The organism is Melioribacter sulfuriphilus (assembly GCF_051488685.1).
Taxonomy (GTDB): domain Bacteria; phylum Bacteroidota; class Ignavibacteria; order Ignavibacteriales; family Melioribacteraceae; genus Melioribacter.
Genome location: NZ_JBPSEH010000007.1, coordinates 181,212 through 200,370, shown reverse-complemented (window position 1 = coordinate 200,370; position 19,159 = coordinate 181,212). Strand labels below are relative to the sequence as shown.

Genomic DNA, 19,159 nt, shown 5'->3' with positions numbered 1-19,159 from the left:
TATTCAATCATACTTTTTTATAAGTCTGCCAGTTACCGTACTTAAATTTAATGTAAATTATTCCCGCATACAGGATAACATAGAAAGGTAGAGCAAGCCACGCACCTATCAAACCCAATTTAAATACAACTCCAAGTAGATATGCAATGGGCACAAAGACCAACCAGTTTGAAATTACCTCAGCAACCATAACAAAAAATGTTTTACCTGATGCTTGCAATCCATTTGCAAGTACAACACCAAAAGAATAAAAAATCTGACCGAATCCAGCAATTCGAAGCGCTGGTATTGCGGTTTCAATTACATGGCTGTCATTTGTTGTTAGAATTAGAACTGCTCTTGGAAATGTTATAAATATTATACCCACAATTAAAGTATAAATAGCAGCAAGCTTACTGGTCTCGAAACCATAATGGCGAGAGCGTTCTATATCACCCCGCCCGAGATTATTCCCTACCAAAGTTTGCACTGCTATCCCAAATCCAAAACACGGCATTAACGAAATTAGAAGTGCCGTAAATACAACATTGCTTGCAGCCTGTTCCAGTGTACCAATTAACCCAGTAATCGATATAAAGCTTAAGAAACCGACGAGTATAAAAACGTTTTGAATAGAAACAGGCAACGAAATTTTTATAATCGATTTTGCTATTTGTGGTACAAAACTGAGATTTCTAAAATATTTATACGACCTTCTGTATGAAGGTAAAATTGAAACGCCAAAATAAAATAAGGCGTCGCACACGGTTGCTAATGTTGAGCCAAGCCCTGCGCCAGCCAGTCCCATTCCCTTAATTCCAAACATACCATATATAAAAATATAGTTGAAGATAATATTCAAAAAATTGGCTATAATCCCCGAATACATAAATATTTTCGTTTTGCCTATTCCGAAATAAAACCCTCTATAAGAAATAGTAATCAGGAAAAATGGAATCCCCATAAATCGATAATGAAGATATTCCCCGGCATAAAAAGCCACTTTGTTGTCCACAGCCAAAAAATTTGCAATTGTGTCTGCAAATATTATTACGAGTGAACTGATAAAAATACCAATCATCGTAGAGAGCACAAGCGAAGTATTTAGAACTTTTCCGCAACCCTCATAATTTTTTTCGCCGTATCGCCTGGCAATCATCACGTGTGTTCCTGTGGCAAGACTCGAGAAGAAACTGACTACAGCCCACGTTGCAAAAACTCCAATACCCATAGCTGCCAGATAATATTTGGCGTTAGGGAGTCGCCCTACCATAGCTGTGTCGACCATCGAAACAAGCATCTGAGTAGAAAGCCCAGCAATCGCCGGAAGGGCTATCTTGAGTATATATTTATCGTCTTCTGTAAAAGAAAGTAATTTCATGATTTCTAAAATATCGAAATAAGAATAACATTAAAAATATTTTATTTATTATTCCTTCGACACGGAACGTAAAAATAACCGGACTAATTAACTGGATCTGTACACAATAAGTATCTGAAAGAAAACATATAATAATATCTCGTTCTGGGTTCTCTTTAATATTCTACTATCTCGCAAAAATATCATCTCTTGGAGCTTCTAATTCCACCCGTTTTAAAAAAAGTAGATATAATTACATTACCCTACAAAGGCAAAAGAATCTAATATTCGATTAAATAACATGGGAGTAAGATTAATATCGACTCATAAATTTGATTAATCTCAAGATAGTGACAAATTTAGTATGTTCCCCCTTGCAATTTAAATATTAACTATTGTTGAAAATTTTACTATTTTGCAGACAAAACGATCCATATGAATGGACAGAAGAGAAGAAATATTAAATCTGATGAAGACGCTGGGAATTAGCATTAATAACCTGGCGAGTCAATTAGGTCTTCGAACCAATACACTCAACTATATACTTCACGATTCATCTGCACTTGACGACGAGTTATATACTCAAATCAAAGATGTTCTTAATAATTATCAATATGAATTAAGATTTTTCGACGAGACCGAAGATGATACACTTGATTTGTTCGACGAAGACGAGCAGCATCAATTCATTGGGGAAAGGATACGTTTGTTTGCACGAAGAAAATTTGGAACGTTGAAAAAACTCGCCGCAGCAATGGAAATTTCTCCGCAGCAATTACAGCAGTATATAAGCGGTAAAAGAGAACCTGGCTCCAGAATATTGATGAAATTTCTGAAGCTCGGTTGCGACTTAAACTGGCTGCTTGGCGGCAGAGAATCGAATGAATCTTACAGAATACAAAAACTCGAAACCCGAATTAAAGAATTTACAAAAGCACTTGAAGGGATATCGGAAAAAATCAATGATCTGCTAAGAAATCAAAATAGATAGATGAATTTAAATCCAATTTCCCCGCCATAGGCGTCGATTCGATTCATACAAATTTATACTTCACTAAACCTTATGCCACGCATCATCTTCCCGCCTATTTTATCACATTTAATTGTTAGCGGGATTTCGCTTCGCTCAACAATTCCATGGAGCCTGTCCCGCCGAAGGCGGGAGTTCGATTCATACAAATTTATTCTTCACTAAACCTTATGCCACGCACCATCTTCCCGCCTATTTTATCACATTTAATTGTTAGCGGGATTTCGCTTCGCTCAACAATTCCATGGAGCCTGTCCCGCCGTAGGCGGGAGTTCGATTCATACAAATTTATTCTTCACTAAACCTTTCGCTACGCATCATCTTCCCGCTTATTTTATCACATTTAATTGTTAGCGGGATTTCGCTTCGCTCAACAATTCCATCCCGCCGAAGGCGGGAGCTTGATTCATACAAATTTATTCTTCACTAAACCTTATGCCACGCATCATCTTCCCGCCTATTTTATCACATTTAATTGTTAGCGGGATTTCGCTTCGCTCAACAATTCCATGGAGCCTGTCCCGCCGTAGGCGGGAGTTCGATTCATACAAACAAAAATTAACTGAATAAGTTTCTTTAGTTCTTTGCTCTCAATTCCATTACGGTTCGATTCATACTGTCAAATTTGATGGCAAAATATTGCGATTTTTTATTAAAATCAAATATTTTTTTTCAACTCCACCAAAAAAATTTACGTGAACCTCTTTTTCTTTAAAAACCCTGGGAGGTTCAAGTTTCGATTTTGAGCTATTTTCGCAACTTTTGTGTGATTTGTGTGTCTTTTAACTAAAAAAGACACGAGGTTCACAAATCGAACCTCGTTTTTGGCTCGTTTTCGCACTTTTTAAAATGACATTTTTATGCCTCTTTTTATTGCTTCAAGCTATTTTATATCGACCTTTTGACTTTATTTAAAAGTATGTCAATATAAATTAGGAGTGAATTTGGAAGTGGTAGGTTCTCCTTTGTTTATAAATGCAATTAAAATTTTGAGGCATGTTAAACATAGATTTATAAAATTAGGCTTGACCGTTCTGATTGTCTTAATGTTAAAAACGGAAGAAATCTTTTACAAAGTTGAAATTAAAAAATATCTTTGGAATAATTTAGAAGTGGAGTTAGTGCTTCTTTGTGGAGCTGAGGGGATTCGAACCCCTGACCTTCTGAATGCCATTCAGACGCTCTCCCAACTGAGCTACAGCCCCATATTTCAATACGCAAAGATATAAATCTTTTCCTTTTTCTACAAAGTGTTGGTTTATGGATTTGTTTAATTCTTTTTATAAAAATATTTTTATAAATAAAAAACCAGTGAATATGAAAAGCAAATTAATTTCTTTAATCTTTATTTTGATTTTTGGCTCCACAATTTTTTTCAATTGCGACGATACGATCAATCAAAGCGAACTCGATTCCCGCCCAATACCATTATCAAATATTAGCTATGCCGAACATATACAACCTGTATTTGATGCCAAATGTAACTATTCAGGATGCCACAACGACGCCGATATGGCCGGTGGATTGAGCCTGACATCGCATCAAAATACAACCGCAAATTATTTAATTGTAGCCCAAGGTTATCCAGATAATAGTAGACTTGTGCTTGCAGTTGAAGGTCGCACGGTAAATCCCATGCCCCCCTTAGGCTACTGGCCTTTGACAGATAATCAGATACGCGCAATAAGGACATGGGTGAAAGAAGGTGCTAAAAATAACTGACGCAGTTACTAATTCAGGCATTTATTTACTGGAAATTTTTATTCCTAATCAATTTATCATAGACATAAAAAAATTCAACAGCCAAATTTTTCCCGATGGTTATTATTATTACGCAGGCAGTGCACAGAAAAATATGCGCAAGCGTCTACAAAGGCATCTTAGTAAAAATAAAACCATCTATTGGCACATCGATTATATTACCTGCCGTTTTGATATAAATAAAATTTTTTATTTCAACAATCGAGGTAAGGACTTCGAATGTAAATTGGTTTCTGAATTAGAGGAATATTTCGGATTGAAATCGATAGCACCGGGTTTTGGTAATTCAGACTGTCGAATATGCGAATCGCACTTACTTTATTCTAAATTGCCGATTGACTATAACCAATTCATTTCGCGGTACCATTCAATAGTCCGTTTCATACCTTCTTCCAAAGAAACTTTTTGATGGAAATCCAATTCCTTTACGGCTTTCGAGGCACTGCACGTCCATGCAGGTTGAACAAAGTCCTTTGCTTTTTCGATATTGAACGTTGCAGCCTTCTTGCTGAAGAATGAAAAAAATTCTGCAATTGCTGCCACAGTGTATACCAGAAAGTGAGGTATCTTAATTTTCAAAGCACCTCTTCCAAATGCTTTTTTTATTGCTTCGCTTACTTCATTCCAATCGTAAATTTTTTCGGATGCAATAAAATAAGTTTGCCCTTTTGATTTTTCGCTTACTGCCGCCAGATAAATCCCTTCTACAGCGTCTGCCACATGAATAAGGTTCAACTTTTTGTTGTCGAATCCCACTAAAGTCATCAATCCCATTTTGTATGTTTTAAATACTTGATAAATTTCCGTATCCCTCTCTCCATAGACTGCAGGCAATCTCACAATTGTTATCGGAAGTTTGCCCATATAACTTTTGGCAACTTTTTCCTGTTCAAGTTTGCTTCTACCATATGTGGTAATGGGATGTTCAGGTGTTTCTTCATCAACTGGTTTGCCATCGAGAGATGGGCCACAGGCTGTTTGACTGCTTGAAATAACCACCCTTTTAATCGAAGGATTTACTTTCAAGAGAACATCGAGTAAATTTTTTGTGGTCTCAACGTTACCTTTGAAATATCCTTCTTTTGTTTTCGACTTAACAACGCCGGCAATATGGAATAGGTAATCGGCGTCTTTTAAAACTTCTTCAAGTCCTTCTTTATCAAATAATCCTGTTGAAAAAATTTCTACTGGTTTATTTTCGAGCCAACGTCTTGAGCTTGTTTTTCTTATAATACATTTGACCTTGTGACCTTTAGTCAGTAAGTAATCAACTAAATGGCTCCCGACAAATCCGGAAGCACCCGTAACCACAGAGATAATTTTCGATTCCATAGTGTTGAATAATTCTTTATATTGTTTTAGTTAATTCAAAAAAATTATTTATAAATATAAGAAGATATAAATAACTAATAAAATACGGAGGTATTTTGGTAGATCTATTCAAAAAATGTTTCGATTTCACCCGAGCAGACGATATTAAAGCAATGGGTGTTTATCCATACTTCAGACCAATCGAAGAAAATGAAGGACCTGTAGTTCAAATTGAAGGCAGAAAAATTGTAATGGCAGGTTCCAACAACTATTTAGGTTTAACAGCTCATCCGAAAGTAAAAGAAGCTGCAATTAAGGCAATTGAGAAATATGGCACGGGATGTTCAGGTTCGAGATATTTGACAGGCACGCTCGATCTACACATAGAACTGGAAGAAAGATTAGCAAAGTTTTTTGGAACAGAAGCTGTACTTTTGTACAGTACGGGATATCAAACTGCACAAGGAGTAATAGCAACTTTGGTGCAGCGCGGTGAATATGTAATTTCCGACAAAGACAATCACGCGTGCATAGTTGCCGGCCAGATAATGGCACGTGGTGCTACAGCCGAATTAGTACGTTATAAACACAACGATATGAACGACCTGGAACGCGTTCTTAAAAAAGTACCTATCGAAGCAGGCAAATTAATTGTAAGCGACGGCGTTTTTAGTACGGGCGGTGAAATTGTCGACCTACCAACTTTAGTTGACCTTGCCAGGAAATATAACGCTCGCATTTTAATTGACGATGCACATGCCGTTGGCGTTATTGGAAAAGGTGGAAGAGGAACCGCCAGCGAATTCAACCTTGAAGAAGAAGTTGACCTTACAATGGGTACTTTCAGCAAAACATTCGCATCGCTCGGTGGCTTTGTTGCCGGCAAAGAACGAGTGATTAATTATCTTAAGCACCATTCTTCTGCACTTATATTTAGTGCATCGCCCACTCCAGCTTCGGTTGCTGCAGCGCTTGCAGCTCTTGATATTCTCGAGGCAGAACCATGGCGCGTACAAAAGCTAATTAATAATGCCAATAAAGTACGCACTGAATTAGCTGCAGCTGGATTCAATGTATTAGAAGGTAGAACTGCAATTGTACCTGTTATCGTAGGCGATGATGGCCTGGCATTCAAAATGTGGCGACGTTTATTTGACGAAGGCGTTTTTGTTAATGTCTTTATTTCACCAGGTGTTCCGCAAGGTAGACAAATGATGCGCACAAGCTATATGTCGACTCACGAAGATGAACACCTCGACTTTATTATAGATACATTTAAAAAAGTGGGTAAAGAACTGGGATTAATTTCATAATTTTAATGGAGTATCTTCGATGTCGGATATAACTATAAAAACAGTTAAATCTAAAAAGGATTTAATGAGATTTATAAAATTCCCGTGGGAAATTTATAAAGGTGATCCTTACTGGGTGCCACCATTAATTTATGACAAAAAGAAAATCCTGGATAAGAAAAAGAACCCATTCTTCGAACATGCCGACATTGAACTATTTTTAGCCGAAAGGGATGGTAAAATTCTCGGAAGGATAGCCGCAATCAGCAACCAATTACATAACCAATATCACAACGATAAAGTTGGTTTTTGGGGCTTTTTCGAATCGATTAACGACCAGGCTGTTGCCAATAAACTTTTTGACGCCGCTAAAGAATGGCTCAAAGTTAGAGGTTTCGACACAATGAGAGGGCCAGCCAATCCTTCTTCAAACGATGAATGGGGAATGTTAATAGACGGTTTTGAAGATACTCCAAGAATTTTAATGACTTACAACCCGCGCTATTATTTGACGCTTTGCGACAATTACGGCTTCAAAAAAGTTAAGGACCTTTATGCATACAAACTGGAACATGATAAGGTTGTTTCGTCCGATAAATTGAGAAGGGTTGCAGAGATTGCACGCACTCGCTCGAAAATTAAAATCACTCAGTTGAATATGAAGAACTTCAAAACAGAACTCGACAAAGTCAAATACGTTTATAACAAAGCGTGGGCTCCGAATTGGGGATTCGTTCCTATGACCGAAAAAGAGATAGATGCAATGGCTAAAGATTTGAAGCCTCTGGTTGAACCTTCATTGGTGTTATTTGGTGAAATCGACGATAAACTTGTGGGTTTTGCTCTGGTTATGCTCGATTACAATCAAATAATCAAAGATATGAACGGGAGATTATTGCCCTTCAATTTTATCAAGCTTTTTACACAGAGGAAAAAAATTAACTGGTGTAGAATCATAACACTTGGAATAATACCTGAACATCAAAAAAGGGGTTTAGACTCAGTTTTCTACTGGGAAATTGTAAACCGCGCTGCAGAACTTGGAATTTACCTCGGCGAAGCCAGCTGGATTCTTGAAGATAATGATATGATGAACCGTGGTGCTCACGTTATGAACGGAGAACTTTATAAGAAATACCGTATTTACGAAATGCCAATTTAGTCAGGATTAATCAACTTTCATCGCTTCGTCGTATTTTGAGATGTGAGGTGGATCGATCTTTTTCAAAGCTTCGAAGAGTGGTTTATTGTCTGGGTAATTTTTCAACAGTTCAGCAATTTCACCAGCTTTGGCATCGAAAAATACTTTAAGCAGTGGGCTTCGTGGGTCTAACTGATCCTTCACTTTGTCTAGATTTATTATCAATTTAACAATATTTTTGTAAGCTGCTTCTGGCTCTGAGCTAAGCAAATCCAATCCATTATAATGGTAATCATAAAAATCCATTCTAAACTGCTGATATTTGGCATTCATTAAATTTTCGACCAGACCTCTGCGACTGTAGAGAGTGCTCTTCGATTCCCAGCCTTCCATATACGCAGTGTTTATGCCTCTTATTGCAATATCGAGGGCTTTTGAAAAATAGGGAGTTCCTGTCAACTTGCCATACGAATCGCTGTCAAAACCGATTATTACATAAGCATAGAAATCGAGAAAACTGACTAAAGGATCGAAGTCGGATTGATTAAAATAGAGAGCTTGATTTTTTTCGTAGGTAAAACTCCAGGCATTATCGAATATATTTAACATCAAAGAATTTCTTTCCGAATTTTCTATTGGTCTTTGACTGGTAACAACGACCTGAGCTTTATATGTAGTTTCGTCGTCGGCAGCTTTAAGGAAAAAGATATTGAATCCACATCGAATTTTATAATCGCCCCAATTTTCAGTGGTAAATTTGGTATTGTTTAAGTAAGTTTCTATCTGACTTTGAAAATTAATTAACCTTTCCTTTGCAGCAACGGGCAGCTGTTCATAATTAACCGATACTGTAGCATCTAATTCTTGCGCTCTTATTGTTGATAATAAGAAGAGTGAGACAATTATAAAAATTAGTTTTTTCATTTATCTTCCTGCAAATTTAATGGCAAAATAAATAATTAAACAATTTTATACAATCATGGATGAACGATGAAGAAAATCAGTTTAATCCTTCAACTCCTGATTGTCGTTAATTGTTTCGGTCAATCCGATGCAGGCGCTCGCCGAACAGCCCTCAACTCTTCCGATATCATAAGTTGCAACGACCCATTTGCAATCTTTTATAATCCTGCATCGGCTGCATCGTGCAAGTCAGCTCAAATCGGTTTTTTCTATTCCCCATCCCCTTTTGAAATGAAAGAACTGTCAACATTTTATGCAGCTTTTATTCAACCTACTTCAATTGCTTCATTTTCACTCGGCTTTATGAAATATGGGTTTGAACTCTACAGTGTCAAACAGATTCAAGCTGGAATTGCATTTAACTTTTATGAAAGTTTTTCCGCCGGTATAAATTTTTCGATGCAAAATCTTTTTATCGAAAATTACGGCACACGCAATTTCTTTTTTGCAGATGCCGGATTGACTGTTAAATTAAACGAAAAAATAAGCACGGGAATATTTGTTAAAAATATAACCAGAACCTCAATTGACAATTTCGAAAATCAATTCCCAACAATTTTTAATGCGGGCATTTATTATAAAATTATTGACGAAATTAATCTTTATGCCAGCGCAAGGAAAGAATTAGGATATAAAATTGCTTTACAATACGGCATTGAGTTCAGTATAGTTGAGTACCTTAATTTGCGGGCTGGCATGTCAGACTTCCCCGAAACTTATAGCGGTGGAGTCGGAATCAATTACAAATCGTTCGAATTCGGTTACAGTATAAACTCGCATTTTGAACTCGGGCTCTCACATCAATTCGAAATAATAATTAGACCGTATTAATATGAGATACTTTTTGATAATCATATTTGTTTTGTTCAATGCGTTTATTTTGAAGGCACAAACCGATACTACATTCGAAGAGCTACTTTCTCAATTAATTGAAGATAACTTAGGCGAATTGGAAGAATCTGAAATCTTTGACGATATCGAAGAGTTGCTCGACAACCCGATAGATATTAATACCGCCTCTTTAGATGACCTTCTCAGAATACCAGCGCTCGACAGGCGCAAAGCCTCTGCTATTATCCAATACAGACAATCGCACGGAAGTTTTAAGAATAAAAACGAACTTTATCTTGTACCAGAATTGAATGATTTAACTGCGAGATGGATTTCATATTTTATTAAAATATCGAGTTCAGCTAAATCAGAAAGTATCTTTTCCTTTTCAAAAATTGCCCTTCGTTCAAGGATACAGAGCGACCTCCAGATTCGACAAGCTTACATTGAAAACAAATTTGCTGGCAATAGACTGAAATCTTATAACCGCTTACTTTATTATGGAAAATATATCAATGCAGGATTTGTTACAGACAAGGACCCGGGCGAAAAAAGTTATACCGATTTTACTTCCGGTTTTATCGAATTAAGGACAAAGACTTTTCTGAAAAAGATTATTGTTGGCAATTATACAGTTGAATCGGGATACGGATTAATTTTATGGTCGCCATATAATTATCGCAAAGGAAACGAAGTTACCGTTCCGATTTCCAATTTTAGAAGCGGGAGTCGCCCTTATAAAAGTTCGGGAGAATTCGGTTACTTCTCTGGAATATCGACAAGTCTCTCTGCAGGAATCATTGAATTCTTACCATTTGTTTCTTTAAAGAGAATTGATGCATCTCTCGATACAACAGGAAACATAAATTCATTTAAATACGACGGCTATCACCGTTCGTTGAATGAACTAAACTCGCATTCGAATACTAAAGAATATGCTTACGGTGCAGTAATTAAACTCAAGCCATCTCAGAGTTTGACTTTAGGATTAACGACTGTTTCTTATAAATATAACAGGGCAATCAATTCAGTCGGTTCGTCACGCTTGCAAAATCATACGATAAATTTTAGTTATGGCAATCCCTTATTCACAATTTCTGGTGAATCTGCACTTTATAAAAATCATCTCTCCTCGATAACGTCTGTCTTATTGACGCCGCTCGATAACCTAAAATTAAGTCTTTCATACAGAGATTATTCGCCCTATTTTTATTCTGTCATGGGTAATTCTTTTGGCGAGCGTTCAAATTCCACCAACGAGAAAGGGTTCTACACTTCAATTGACTTTAAATCCCGTATGGGCAATTTTTCTTTCTATTATGACATCTATTACTTTCCCTTTGTTAAGGGAAATTTCCCTGCAAAGGGGAAGGATTTTCTGTTCGTATATCAAAACAAATTAAGTAACACAAGTAAAATAAATCTATTATATAAAAATGAACGGGCTGAAATGCCTTCAAACGAAGAGTTATATCCTCGATTGGTTTTAAATTCAAGAATTCGTTACAGGATCGAATTGATTAATTATTTCAAAGACAGGATACGAACGAAAACCCGTTTTGAACTCGTACGTATTAAATCATCGGCGATAAAGGAAAACGGTTACTTAGTTTATCAGGATTTACAGTTAAAACCTCTAAACAATATCACGGTATACGCCAGAATCTTATTTTTCGATAGTGCTTCGTACGATTCCCGCATTTATGCATATGAAAACGACCTGGATGGTCTAATGACAAACGGCTTATTTTATGGAGAAGGGATTAAATGGTATTTATTACTAAAGTATACTCTTAATGGATTTAGTTTTTCGCTCAAGTATTCCGAATTGTACAAACCTTTTGAAAGACAATTAGGCAGTGGCTATACGGAAATTGAAGGTCACACGGACAATCGGATTTCATTTCAATTTGATTATGCCCTCAAATAAAAAGTGCCCAGACGTTGAAGTGGCATCGGGGCAGTGGAAATCAAATTTCGAATTTAATGCCCTGTGCAAGAGGAAGTTTTGTACCGAAATTGATAGTATTTGTTTGTCTGCGCATATAGAATTTCCATGCGTCAGAACCCGATTCACGTCCTCCTCCAGTATGCTTTTCGCCTCCGAAGGCACCTCCAATTTCAGCACCAGAAGTTCCAATATTTACATTTGCAATTCCGCAGTCGCTTCCCCAGGCTGAAAGAAATTCTTCGGCTTCTCTCAAATTGTTAGTAAAAATTGAAGATGAAAGTCCCTGTACAACATCGTTTTGAATATCTATCGCATTTTGAACTTCGCCGGAATATTTAATCATGTATAGTATCGGAGCAAAAGTTTCCTCTTGCACAATTCTATAGTGATTTTCGGCTTCTACAATTGCAGGCACAACATAACATCCCGATTCGTAGCCCTTTCCGGAAAGGACTTCGCCGCCGTATAGAATTTTTCCGCCTTCCTCCACAACCTGTTTAAGTGCATTTTTGAAATCTTCTACTGCAGCTTTATCGATAAGAGGTCCCACATGATTTTTCTCGTCGAGAGGATTACCTATTTTCAAACTTTTGTAAGCTTTAATTAAAGAATCTTTCACTCTGTCATAAATATCTTCGTGAACAATTAAACGGCGAGTTGTAGTGCATCTCTGTCCAGCTGTGCCGACGGCTCCGAATACAACAGCTGGAATCGCCAGATTGAGGTCGGCTTCTGGAGTAATAATAATTGCATTGTTGCCACCCAGTTCTAATATCGACCTACCAAATCTACCTGCAATAATGCCTGCTGCTCGTTTACCTACAGCAATTGAGCCGGTCAATGAAATGAGTGGTATCCTTTTGTCGTTCAATAATTTGTTGCCGATAGTCGAACCTTTACCAATTATCAAATTAAAGAGTCCTTCTGGCAGGTTATTCGATTTTATTACACCAGCCAAAATATTTTGTACGGCTATTGCTGATAATGGCGTTTTCGATGAAGGTTTCCATAAATTGACATCGCCACAAACAGTTGCAATCATAGCATTCCATGCCCAAACGGCTACAGGGAAATTAAAAGCTGTTATGATGCCAACGATACCGAGCGGATGATACTGTTCATACATTCGATGTTTTTCTCTTTCGGAAGCGATTGTTAATCCGTAAAGTTGTCTCGATAGACCTACAGCAAAATCGCATATATCAATCATCTCCTGCACTTCGCCCATTCCTTCCTGCAGCGACTTTCCCATTTCATAAGAAACCAGCTTACCAAGAGGTTCTTTATATTTTCTTAGTTCAAGACCGATTTGCCTGACAATTTCGCCTCTTTTGGGAGCTGGCACAGTACGCCAGTACTTGAACGCTTGCTCGGCTTTTTCGACAACACGCTCGTAATCTTCCTCGTCAGCTTGAATCACTTTTGAAATTACTTTTCCATCTACAGGTGAAACTACGTCAAATGCTTCTCCTTTTGTCTTGACCCAATCGGTGCCCGTCGATGCGCCGTTGTTCTTTTCAGTTATTAACAGTTGATTTAAGAATTCCATTTTTCTCCTCCCGCTTTTTCTTAGGGATTTTTAAGTGCATTTATAAAACTTATCCGAAAAAAATTTTTTCCACGAGATATTAATTCTGTATCGGACTCTTTAGTTTGATGTTCCAAATTGTCTTAATAATTACCGATTAAAAAGCATTTAGTGATATGCTCCCCCTCAATAATCCTTGATACAAAAACGATTTATGTAAAAATTGATTACTCTTTCGATTAATTAAAAGGGACTTCGTTCATCCCTTAAATTTGTTATCCAATTTAGTAAATTGAATATTATCAGTAAACCTGAAATCTTCTTATTAATAGTTCTTGATGAATATTTTTCCATTTGATATATTTGTTTGTCAACATCGATATAAGATGAAAAACTTCAAAAAATTAACCGGTCGAAACACACTCCGAAATTATATGGCATCCCGCTTCGAAGACGTCTTCTAAATTTTTTCTCCCTTCTCGCTCTATTATATTATTAAAACAGGGAGAAACAAATGATTACAAAAGAAAACGCACTCGACTTTTTACGTCGATATATGTTAATCGACGGATTTGATATTTTGCTCGATCTTTCTGAAAGCAAAGGAATTTATCTCGTTGATGCGAGAAATGGAAACAAGTTTCTCGATTTTTATTCTTTCTTTGCTTCATCACCTGTGGGCATGAATCATCCGAAATTATTCGAATCAGAGTTTCTTGAAGAATTGCAAAGAGCCGCTTTGTCCAAACCGTCGAACTCAGATATTTACACACTCGAAATGGCTAAATTTGTAGAAGCTTTTTCAAAGTATGCAATGCCAGCGGATTTCAAGCATCTATTTTTTATTGATGGTGGAGCGCTCGCCGTTGAAAACGCTTTGAAAGCTGCTTTCGACTGGAAAGTTAAAAAAAATTTCCAGAAAGGATATAAAGAAGAAAAAGGCACTCAGGTTATTCATTTCAAAAGTGCTTTCCATGGTAGGACGGGCTATACAATGTCGCTTACAAACACCGACCCAAACAAAACGGCATATTTTCCAAAGTTCAACTGGCCCAGGATATCGAATCCGAAAATAATTTTTCCGCTTCAGGAAAATCTCGATAAAATAGTTAAAGCAGAATCGGAAGCCATCGATCAAATTTACAATGCAATTAAAAACAATCCAGATGATATTGCAGCGCTTATCATAGAACCGATTCAGGGCGAAGGTGGCGACAATTTTTTCAGAAAAGAATTTTTCGAAAAACTACGTGATATAACACTCGAAAATGAAATTATGCTAATATTTGATGAAGTCCAAACAGGAATTGGTATAACCGGAAAAATGTGGGCGCATGAACATTATGTTCAACCCGATATGATTGCTTTCGGTAAAAAAGTGCAGATCTGCGGATTTATGTCGACCAATCGAATCGACGAAGTGGAAGATAATGTATTTAGAAAATCGAGCCGCATTAATTCAACCTGGGGTGGAAATTTAGTTGACATGGTGCGTTCACGAAAATATCTTGAAATAATCTCTCAAGAAAATCTTCTTCAGAATGCTGAAGCTACAGGTAAATACCTGCTCGAGCAATTAATACAAATAGAAAAAAAATTCCCGAAATTAGTATCGCAAGCTCGTGGATTGGGATTGATGTGTTCATTCGATTTACCAAATCCAGAAGTTCGTAAAAAATTTCTGGCAAAACTATTCGAAAAAAGAATGCTCATGCTTGGCTGCGGCGTAAGTACAGTACGTTTTAGACCGCCGCTTATTGTAAATAAAAATGACGTGGACAAAGGAATTGAAATAATCGAAGAGGTACTAAAATCTTTCTAAAAAAAGACTGACTAAAAAGTAGATCGACATTACCATCATCCTTGATTTAGGAGTGGATTGATTACTTTTTAGTCAGTTTCATTTAATAGCTGCCCATTCCCTGATCGTGCTTTTTACTCATATTTTTTACGAGTTTAAAGCGGATGGGACCGTTGAGTAAAGTGCTCGAATTCCAGAGCTTATAACCGCCTGCCATACTTAAGTCCTCGCCAAGCCAGGCATCGATATCGCCGTTGAGGTCACCCATATTTGTATCATTTAGCTGAAATGTAAAAATGGTATGTTTGTTTATAGAAGTACCTTCAAAATTAAATGTAATTGCATTCCAGCTGCCAGTGCCATAAACTTTGTTTCCTTCTTGTGTATAAAGAAGAATAACAACCGGCTCTTCAGAGGATGAGTTGTATGGTACCGATTGATATTGTCCACTGAATACGTCTGAATCGACGGGCTCGACAATCTTTTCGGCATTGCAGGCAATTAAGAACGGCAGCAAAAACAGAGCGATGAGCTTTTTCATAGTATCCTTCCTATGATTTTTATTGTTAAGAAAGTATCCTTACTTCTGCCCTATTATCGATCGCTGCCCTCTTTTTGTTTAGTATGTTTGTATTGAAATTAGAGGGATAAATTTTTCTTTAAATTAATTTTCATTCGATACGATAATTAATTTTATCTCCAGTTCGGACTAAACATTTAAAGGATTTTATTACATTTGCTCGAAAAAATGGTAATCTTATGGATGGAAAAAGTTCAGGCAAGTTATACGTTGTAGCCACACCTATCGGAAATTTACAGGATATAACATTTAGAGCCGTTGAAGTCTTGAAAAACGTTGAATTTATCGTTTGTGAGGACACCCGAGTTTCCGGTATCTTATTGTCGCATTACGGCATAAATAAACGGTTGAAAGTCTTAAACGCACGTAATGAAACAAAAGTATCGGAAGAAATAATTGAAGAAATTAAAAGTGGAAATGCATGTGCACTGATCTCTGACGCTGGTACACCACTGATTTCCGATCCTGGAAGTCAATTAATTAATAAAGCTGTAAGAGAAAACATAGTTGTGGTTCCGATTCCAGGTCCCAGCGCCTTGATTGCTGCATTAAGCATTAGTGGGCTTCCATCAAGTTCGTTTCTTTTTGAGGGTTTTCTGCCGCAAAAGAAAGGACGACAAAAAAAACTTGAACAACTATCACACGAAAACCGAACTATCGTCCTTTACGAATCAACTTATAGAATAGAAAAATTACTCAAAGAACTTTTGGAATATATGCCAGAGAGAACAATAGTGGTTTGCAGAGAATTAACAAAAAAATTCGAAGACGTATGGCGAGGTAAACCCTCGGAGTTACTAAAACAACTCCCCTCAAGAAATATTAAAGGGGAGTTTGTAGTAATCATTTCTCCTTTGGAATGGATTGAAGAAAATTATTCTGAATCGTAATTGATAAGAGAATGAATTTCGTAATTGGATAATTTATTCCGTCCATTCAAAAACGATAATTCGATTAAAAAAGAGATCTGCACAATTTTACCGCCAAGTTTTTCGACCAATTTACATGCAGCTTCCATAGTACCACCCGTAGCCAGCAAATCGTCGTGCATCAATACAATGTCGCCTTTTTCGATTGAGTCTTTGTGAATTTCAATTGTATCGGAACCGTATTCCAGTTCATAAGTTTCTGTCAATTTATCAGCGGGCAATTTTCCGGGTTTACGCACAGGTACAAATCCTGCTTTTAATTTCAAAGCCAGAGCCGCTCCTAAAATAAAACCACGCGATTCAATTCCAACAACCTTTGTAATCGCTTTGTCCTTACTTAATTCATACAACTTATCAACTGCATAATTCAAAGCCTTGCTCTCTTTTAGAAGAGTTGTCACGTCCCTGAACATAATACCTTTTTTCGGAAAATCCGGCACTGTGCGGATGTAATTTTTTAAGTCCATTTCTTTGTCCTTAATTTATTAATTGGAAAGCTGACTTTCGAATTTATTTAGTTCTTCTAAATAATTCATCAGCAAATTCTCAATTGGAGCGTATTCTGTAAATCTCATTATTTCCTGTTTAACTCTCGAAGAATTTTTTAGCCCTTTCAGATATCCCGACCAAAACTTTCGGAAGGGAATGATTGCGTTTTTTTCGTCGTTTTTTAATTCAATTGAATATTTAAGATGACGGAGAGCAATTTCGAATCTTTTCTCGGGAGTATCTTTGAATTTAATTTCACCATAATAAAGAAGTTCTTTTGCTTCCAAGAAAATCCATGGACGTTCAATGGCGCCCCGTGCAATCATCACGCCATCTGCCGGCGTAGTATCAAAGGCACGCTTAACGTCGTCAGCAGAAAAAATACCGCCGTTCAAAATAACTGGGATACTAACAACTTCTTTAACCTTTTCAATCCATGACCAATCTGGTTCTCCGCTGTGTCCCTGATTTTTAGTTCGGCAATGGATAGTTAATGCAGCAGCACCAGCAGCTTCAATCCTTTTGGCAATTTCCTGTATATTAATTGAATTTTCATCCCATCCAATACGGGTTTTTACTGTAACGGGCAATTTTACACTTTTTACAATTTCTCTCACCATCGTTTCCATATACTCAGGATCTTTTAATAGGCCAGCTCCTGCGCCTCTATTTGCAACTTTTTTCACCCAGCAACCAGCATTAATGTCGATAATATCGGGATTTAAGTCTTCTACTATTTTCGCTGATTCGACCATCGGCTCGAGATTTCCTCCGTAAATTTGAATTCCAACAGGACGTTCTTGATCTGTAATTTCCATTTTCCGGTAAGTTTTTTTATTAGAGCGCACCAATCCATCTGAATTAATAAATTCTGTATAAACTATATCCGCTCCTAATTCTTTGCATAATTTACGGAATGCAATATCTGTAACGTCTTCCATTGGCGCCAATAGCAAAGCTCTATTTAATTTGATATTTCCTACTTCTAACATATTCAATCGGTCCTTAAATAGTAATGTGTCAAAACGAGAGTAACAAAAGTAAAGAATGCACCTGTCAAAAACGGTGTATAATAGCCGAGATAATTAAATGAAAATCCACCCCAGAGCGGACCTAAAACGCGAGCGAGCGATGCCAGTGATTGATTAATTCCGAGAATTGCACCCTGCTCGTTTTCCGACGATAATTTTGAAACTAAACTTAGTATTGTAGGCTGTAAAATGCCAGTCCCAATCGAAAGAATGGTAACAACAATTGCCACCCCAAAAAAATTATAACCGTATGGAATTGCACCCAGACCAAACATCATCAATGTTGTTCCCCACAGAACTAATTTTCTTTCGTTAATTTTTCCTCCTGCCGATTTTACAAAAAATCCCTGCACCAGAACGCTAACAGCGCCCATTATTCCGTACAGAAATCCATTCTGCTGGTCGGTAAAATTGAAGTGTTTATACCCCAATAGAGCAAAGGTGCCGTAGAGATTTGCAATTGAAAAAATTATTATAAAAAAGAGAATTATTAATAAACCCACGCGCTGAATTTTCAATACCTTAGTGATGAATTTTATATCAACTAATTTTAAGGAGATCCTGACATCATTCGATTTTTTAAGATTCGATTCGGGCAGGAAAAAGATCGCAAAAAGAAAAGCTATGAATGAAAATGTAGCACTTCCAAAACCAGCAATATCATATCCAAATTTCGCAAGCAAAGCCCCAATTAATGGTCCAAAAACAAAGCCGAGGCCAAATGCAACGCCGATCAATGCCATTCCTTTTGCTCGATCTTCTTTCGAAGTCACATCGGCAATGTAAGCTTGTGCTACAGCGATATTGCTGCCGCCAATACCAGCCAGCATACGAGAAACCAATAGAATTATGAATGAATTGGCAAAACTGAAAATTATATACGAAACAGCTGTCATTAAAAGTGTGGTTGTTATCAGCGGCTTTCTTCCAATTTTGTCAGAAAGCTTACCCAATAGAGGATTAAATAAAAATTGCATCAAGGAAAAAACTGCTACAATTATACCAATACCGAAATCGGATATACCAAGTTGCTTGCTGGCAAAAGTGGGCAACAATGGGATCAGAATTCCAAAACCCATTAAATCGATAAAAATTGTAAAAAATACGATTACAAGAGCAGTTCTATTTTTCATATATCAGAAAATTCTTGAGAAATTAAATTCAAAGATAGGAATTTTTAAC

17 protein-coding genes and 1 tRNA gene are annotated in these 19,159 nt (G+C 36.9%); 9 read left to right on the top strand and 9 right to left on the bottom strand.

What is annotated here, in order from left to right; all coding sequences use genetic code 11:
- Positions 1–7: 7 nt before the first annotated feature.
- Positions 8–1,360, bottom strand: a complete 1,353-nt coding sequence (locus ACSSV9_RS10990) for an MATE family efflux transporter (protein ID WP_437347302.1) — start codon at positions 1,358–1,360, stop codon at positions 8–10.
- A 418-nt stretch (positions 1,361–1,778) separates the two neighbouring features.
- Here ACSSV9_RS10990 and ACSSV9_RS10985 point away from each other — a divergent pair, with 418 nt between their 5' ends.
- Positions 1,779–2,330 carry a helix-turn-helix domain-containing protein gene (locus ACSSV9_RS10985; protein ID WP_437347301.1) on the top strand — a complete coding sequence of 184 codons (552 nt, stop codon included), beginning with the start codon at positions 1,779–1,781 and terminating at the stop codon, positions 2,328–2,330.
- Between the two features lie 1,171 nt (positions 2,331–3,501).
- Here the strand turns inward: ACSSV9_RS10985 and ACSSV9_RS10980 are convergent.
- A tRNA-Ala gene (locus ACSSV9_RS10980) sits at positions 3,502–3,574 on the bottom strand.
- 112 nt (positions 3,575–3,686) lie between these two features.
- On the opposite strand from ACSSV9_RS10980, the gene ACSSV9_RS10975 reads away from it, so the two are divergent.
- Positions 3,687–4,091, top strand: coding sequence for a c-type cytochrome (locus tag ACSSV9_RS10975; RefSeq protein WP_437347300.1), 405 nt, complete (start codon positions 3,687–3,689; stop codon positions 4,089–4,091).
- Complete coding sequence (locus ACSSV9_RS10970) at positions 4,075–4,539, top strand: GIY-YIG nuclease family protein (RefSeq protein ID WP_437347299.1); 465 nt, start codon at positions 4,075–4,077, stop codon at positions 4,537–4,539. The genes ACSSV9_RS10975 and ACSSV9_RS10970 overlap by 17 nt, the downstream gene beginning before the upstream one ends.
- Here the strand turns inward: ACSSV9_RS10970 and ACSSV9_RS10965 are convergent.
- Positions 4,470–5,462: an NAD-dependent epimerase/dehydratase family protein gene (locus tag ACSSV9_RS10965; protein WP_437347298.1), complete on the bottom strand. Its 993-nt coding sequence runs from the start codon at positions 5,460–5,462 to the stop codon at positions 4,470–4,472. The two genes, ACSSV9_RS10970 and ACSSV9_RS10965, sit on opposite strands and share 70 nt — an antisense overlap.
- 152 nt (positions 5,463–5,614) lie before the next feature.
- Here ACSSV9_RS10965 and ACSSV9_RS10960 point away from each other — a divergent pair, with 152 nt between their 5' ends.
- Positions 5,615–6,754, top strand: coding sequence for an aminotransferase class I/II-fold pyridoxal phosphate-dependent enzyme (locus ACSSV9_RS10960; protein WP_437347356.1), 1,140 nt, complete (start codon positions 5,615–5,617; stop codon positions 6,752–6,754).
- A 19-nt stretch (positions 6,755–6,773) separates the two neighbouring features.
- Positions 6,774–7,895: a hypothetical protein gene (locus ACSSV9_RS10955; protein WP_437347297.1), complete on the top strand. Its 1,122-nt coding sequence runs from the start codon at positions 6,774–6,776 to the stop codon at positions 7,893–7,895.
- Positions 7,896–7,901: 6 nt separating this feature from the next.
- On the opposite strand, the gene porD is transcribed toward ACSSV9_RS10955, so the two are convergent.
- Positions 7,902–8,798: a type IX secretion system protein PorD gene (porD, locus tag ACSSV9_RS10950; RefSeq protein ID WP_437347296.1), complete on the bottom strand. Its 897-nt coding sequence runs from the start codon at positions 8,796–8,798 to the stop codon at positions 7,902–7,904.
- A 66-nt stretch (positions 8,799–8,864) separates the two neighbouring features.
- Between porD and ACSSV9_RS10945 the strand changes: the two genes are divergently transcribed.
- Positions 8,865–9,668: a hypothetical protein gene (locus ACSSV9_RS10945; RefSeq protein WP_437347295.1), complete on the top strand. Its 804-nt coding sequence runs from the start codon at positions 8,865–8,867 to the stop codon at positions 9,666–9,668.
- A gap of 13 nt (positions 9,669–9,681) precedes the next feature.
- Positions 9,682–11,598: a ComEA family DNA-binding protein gene (locus tag ACSSV9_RS10940; RefSeq protein ID WP_437347294.1), complete on the top strand. Its 1,917-nt coding sequence runs from the start codon at positions 9,682–9,684 to the stop codon at positions 11,596–11,598.
- 40 nt (positions 11,599–11,638) lie between these two features.
- Here ACSSV9_RS10940 and amaB read toward each other — a convergent pair whose 3' ends face one another.
- Positions 11,639–13,168: an L-piperidine-6-carboxylate dehydrogenase gene (gene amaB, locus ACSSV9_RS10935; protein WP_437347293.1), complete on the bottom strand. Its 1,530-nt coding sequence runs from the start codon at positions 13,166–13,168 to the stop codon at positions 11,639–11,641.
- A 493-nt stretch (positions 13,169–13,661) separates the two neighbouring features.
- Here amaB and lat point away from each other — a divergent pair, with 493 nt between their 5' ends.
- Positions 13,662–14,969, top strand: a complete 1,308-nt coding sequence (lat, locus tag ACSSV9_RS10930; protein WP_437347292.1) for an L-lysine 6-transaminase — start codon at positions 13,662–13,664, stop codon at positions 14,967–14,969.
- 82 nt (positions 14,970–15,051) lie between these two features.
- Here lat and ACSSV9_RS10925 read toward each other — a convergent pair whose 3' ends face one another.
- Positions 15,052–15,489 carry a hypothetical protein gene (locus ACSSV9_RS10925; RefSeq protein WP_437347291.1) on the bottom strand — a complete coding sequence of 146 codons (438 nt, stop codon included), beginning with the start codon at positions 15,487–15,489 and terminating at the stop codon, positions 15,052–15,054.
- A 218-nt stretch (positions 15,490–15,707) separates the two neighbouring features.
- On the opposite strand from ACSSV9_RS10925, the gene rsmI reads away from it, so the two are divergent.
- The gene (rsmI, locus tag ACSSV9_RS10920) at positions 15,708–16,418 is read left to right on the top strand and encodes a 16S rRNA (cytidine(1402)-2'-O)-methyltransferase (RefSeq protein WP_437347290.1); all 711 of its coding nucleotides are present in this window, start codon (positions 15,708–15,710) and stop codon (positions 16,416–16,418) included.
- Here rsmI and ACSSV9_RS10915 read toward each other — a convergent pair.
- From ACSSV9_RS10915 to ACSSV9_RS10905, 3 genes are read right to left on the bottom strand one after another with little or no spacing between them, the layout of a single operon-like run.
- Positions 16,403–16,924, bottom strand: coding sequence for an adenine phosphoribosyltransferase (locus ACSSV9_RS10915; protein ID WP_437347289.1), 522 nt, complete (start codon positions 16,922–16,924; stop codon positions 16,403–16,405). The genes rsmI and ACSSV9_RS10915 overlap by 16 nt on opposite strands.
- Positions 16,925–16,942: 18 nt before the next feature.
- Positions 16,943–17,938, bottom strand: a complete 996-nt coding sequence (gene dusB / locus ACSSV9_RS10910) for a tRNA dihydrouridine synthase DusB (protein ID WP_437347288.1) — start codon at positions 17,936–17,938, stop codon at positions 16,943–16,945.
- A gap of 2 nt (positions 17,939–17,940) precedes the next feature.
- On the bottom strand, positions 17,941–19,110 hold the full coding sequence (locus tag ACSSV9_RS10905; protein ID WP_437347287.1) for an MFS transporter: 1,170 nt from the start codon (positions 19,108–19,110) through the stop codon (positions 17,941–17,943).
- Positions 19,111–19,159: the final 49 nt, after the last annotated feature.

What these genes read in the sequence shown, in the direction of transcription:
- ACSSV9_RS10955 (WP_437347297.1), top strand. Translation starts at nt 6,774, where the DNA reads ATGTCGGATATAACTATAAAAACAGTTAAATCTAAAAAGGATTTAATG.
- ACSSV9_RS10965 (WP_437347298.1), bottom strand. Translation starts at nt 5,462, where the DNA reads ATGGAATCGAAAATTATCTCTGTGGTTACGGGTGCTTCCGGATTTGTC.
- dusB (WP_437347288.1), bottom strand. Translation starts at nt 17,938, where the DNA reads ATGTTAGAAGTAGGAAATATCAAATTAAATAGAGCTTTGCTATTGGCG.
- ACSSV9_RS10990 (WP_437347302.1), bottom strand. Translation starts at nt 1,360, where the DNA reads ATGAAATTACTTTCTTTTACAGAAGACGATAAATATATACTCAAGATA.
- porD (WP_437347296.1), bottom strand. Translation starts at nt 8,798, where the DNA reads ATGAAAAAACTAATTTTTATAATTGTCTCACTCTTCTTATTATCAACA.
- ACSSV9_RS10945 (WP_437347295.1), top strand. Translation starts at nt 8,865, where the DNA reads ATGAAGAAAATCAGTTTAATCCTTCAACTCCTGATTGTCGTTAATTGT.
- ACSSV9_RS10975 (WP_437347300.1), top strand. Translation starts at nt 3,687, where the DNA reads ATGAAAAGCAAATTAATTTCTTTAATCTTTATTTTGATTTTTGGCTCC.
- rsmI (WP_437347290.1), top strand. Translation starts at nt 15,708, where the DNA reads ATGGATGGAAAAAGTTCAGGCAAGTTATACGTTGTAGCCACACCTATC.
- lat (WP_437347292.1), top strand. Translation starts at nt 13,662, where the DNA reads ATGATTACAAAAGAAAACGCACTCGACTTTTTACGTCGATATATGTTA.
- ACSSV9_RS10915 (WP_437347289.1), bottom strand. Translation starts at nt 16,924, where the DNA reads ATGGACTTAAAAAATTACATCCGCACAGTGCCGGATTTTCCGAAAAAA.
- ACSSV9_RS10905 (WP_437347287.1), bottom strand. Translation starts at nt 19,110, where the DNA reads ATGAAAAATAGAACTGCTCTTGTAATCGTATTTTTTACAATTTTTATC.
- ACSSV9_RS10985 (WP_437347301.1), top strand. Translation starts at nt 1,779, where the DNA reads ATGGACAGAAGAGAAGAAATATTAAATCTGATGAAGACGCTGGGAATT.
- amaB (WP_437347293.1), bottom strand. Translation starts at nt 13,168, where the DNA reads ATGGAATTCTTAAATCAACTGTTAATAACTGAAAAGAACAACGGCGCA.
- ACSSV9_RS10925 (WP_437347291.1), bottom strand. Translation starts at nt 15,489, where the DNA reads ATGAAAAAGCTCATCGCTCTGTTTTTGCTGCCGTTCTTAATTGCCTGC.
- ACSSV9_RS10960 (WP_437347356.1), top strand. Translation starts at nt 5,615, where the DNA reads ATGGGTGTTTATCCATACTTCAGACCAATCGAAGAAAATGAAGGACCT.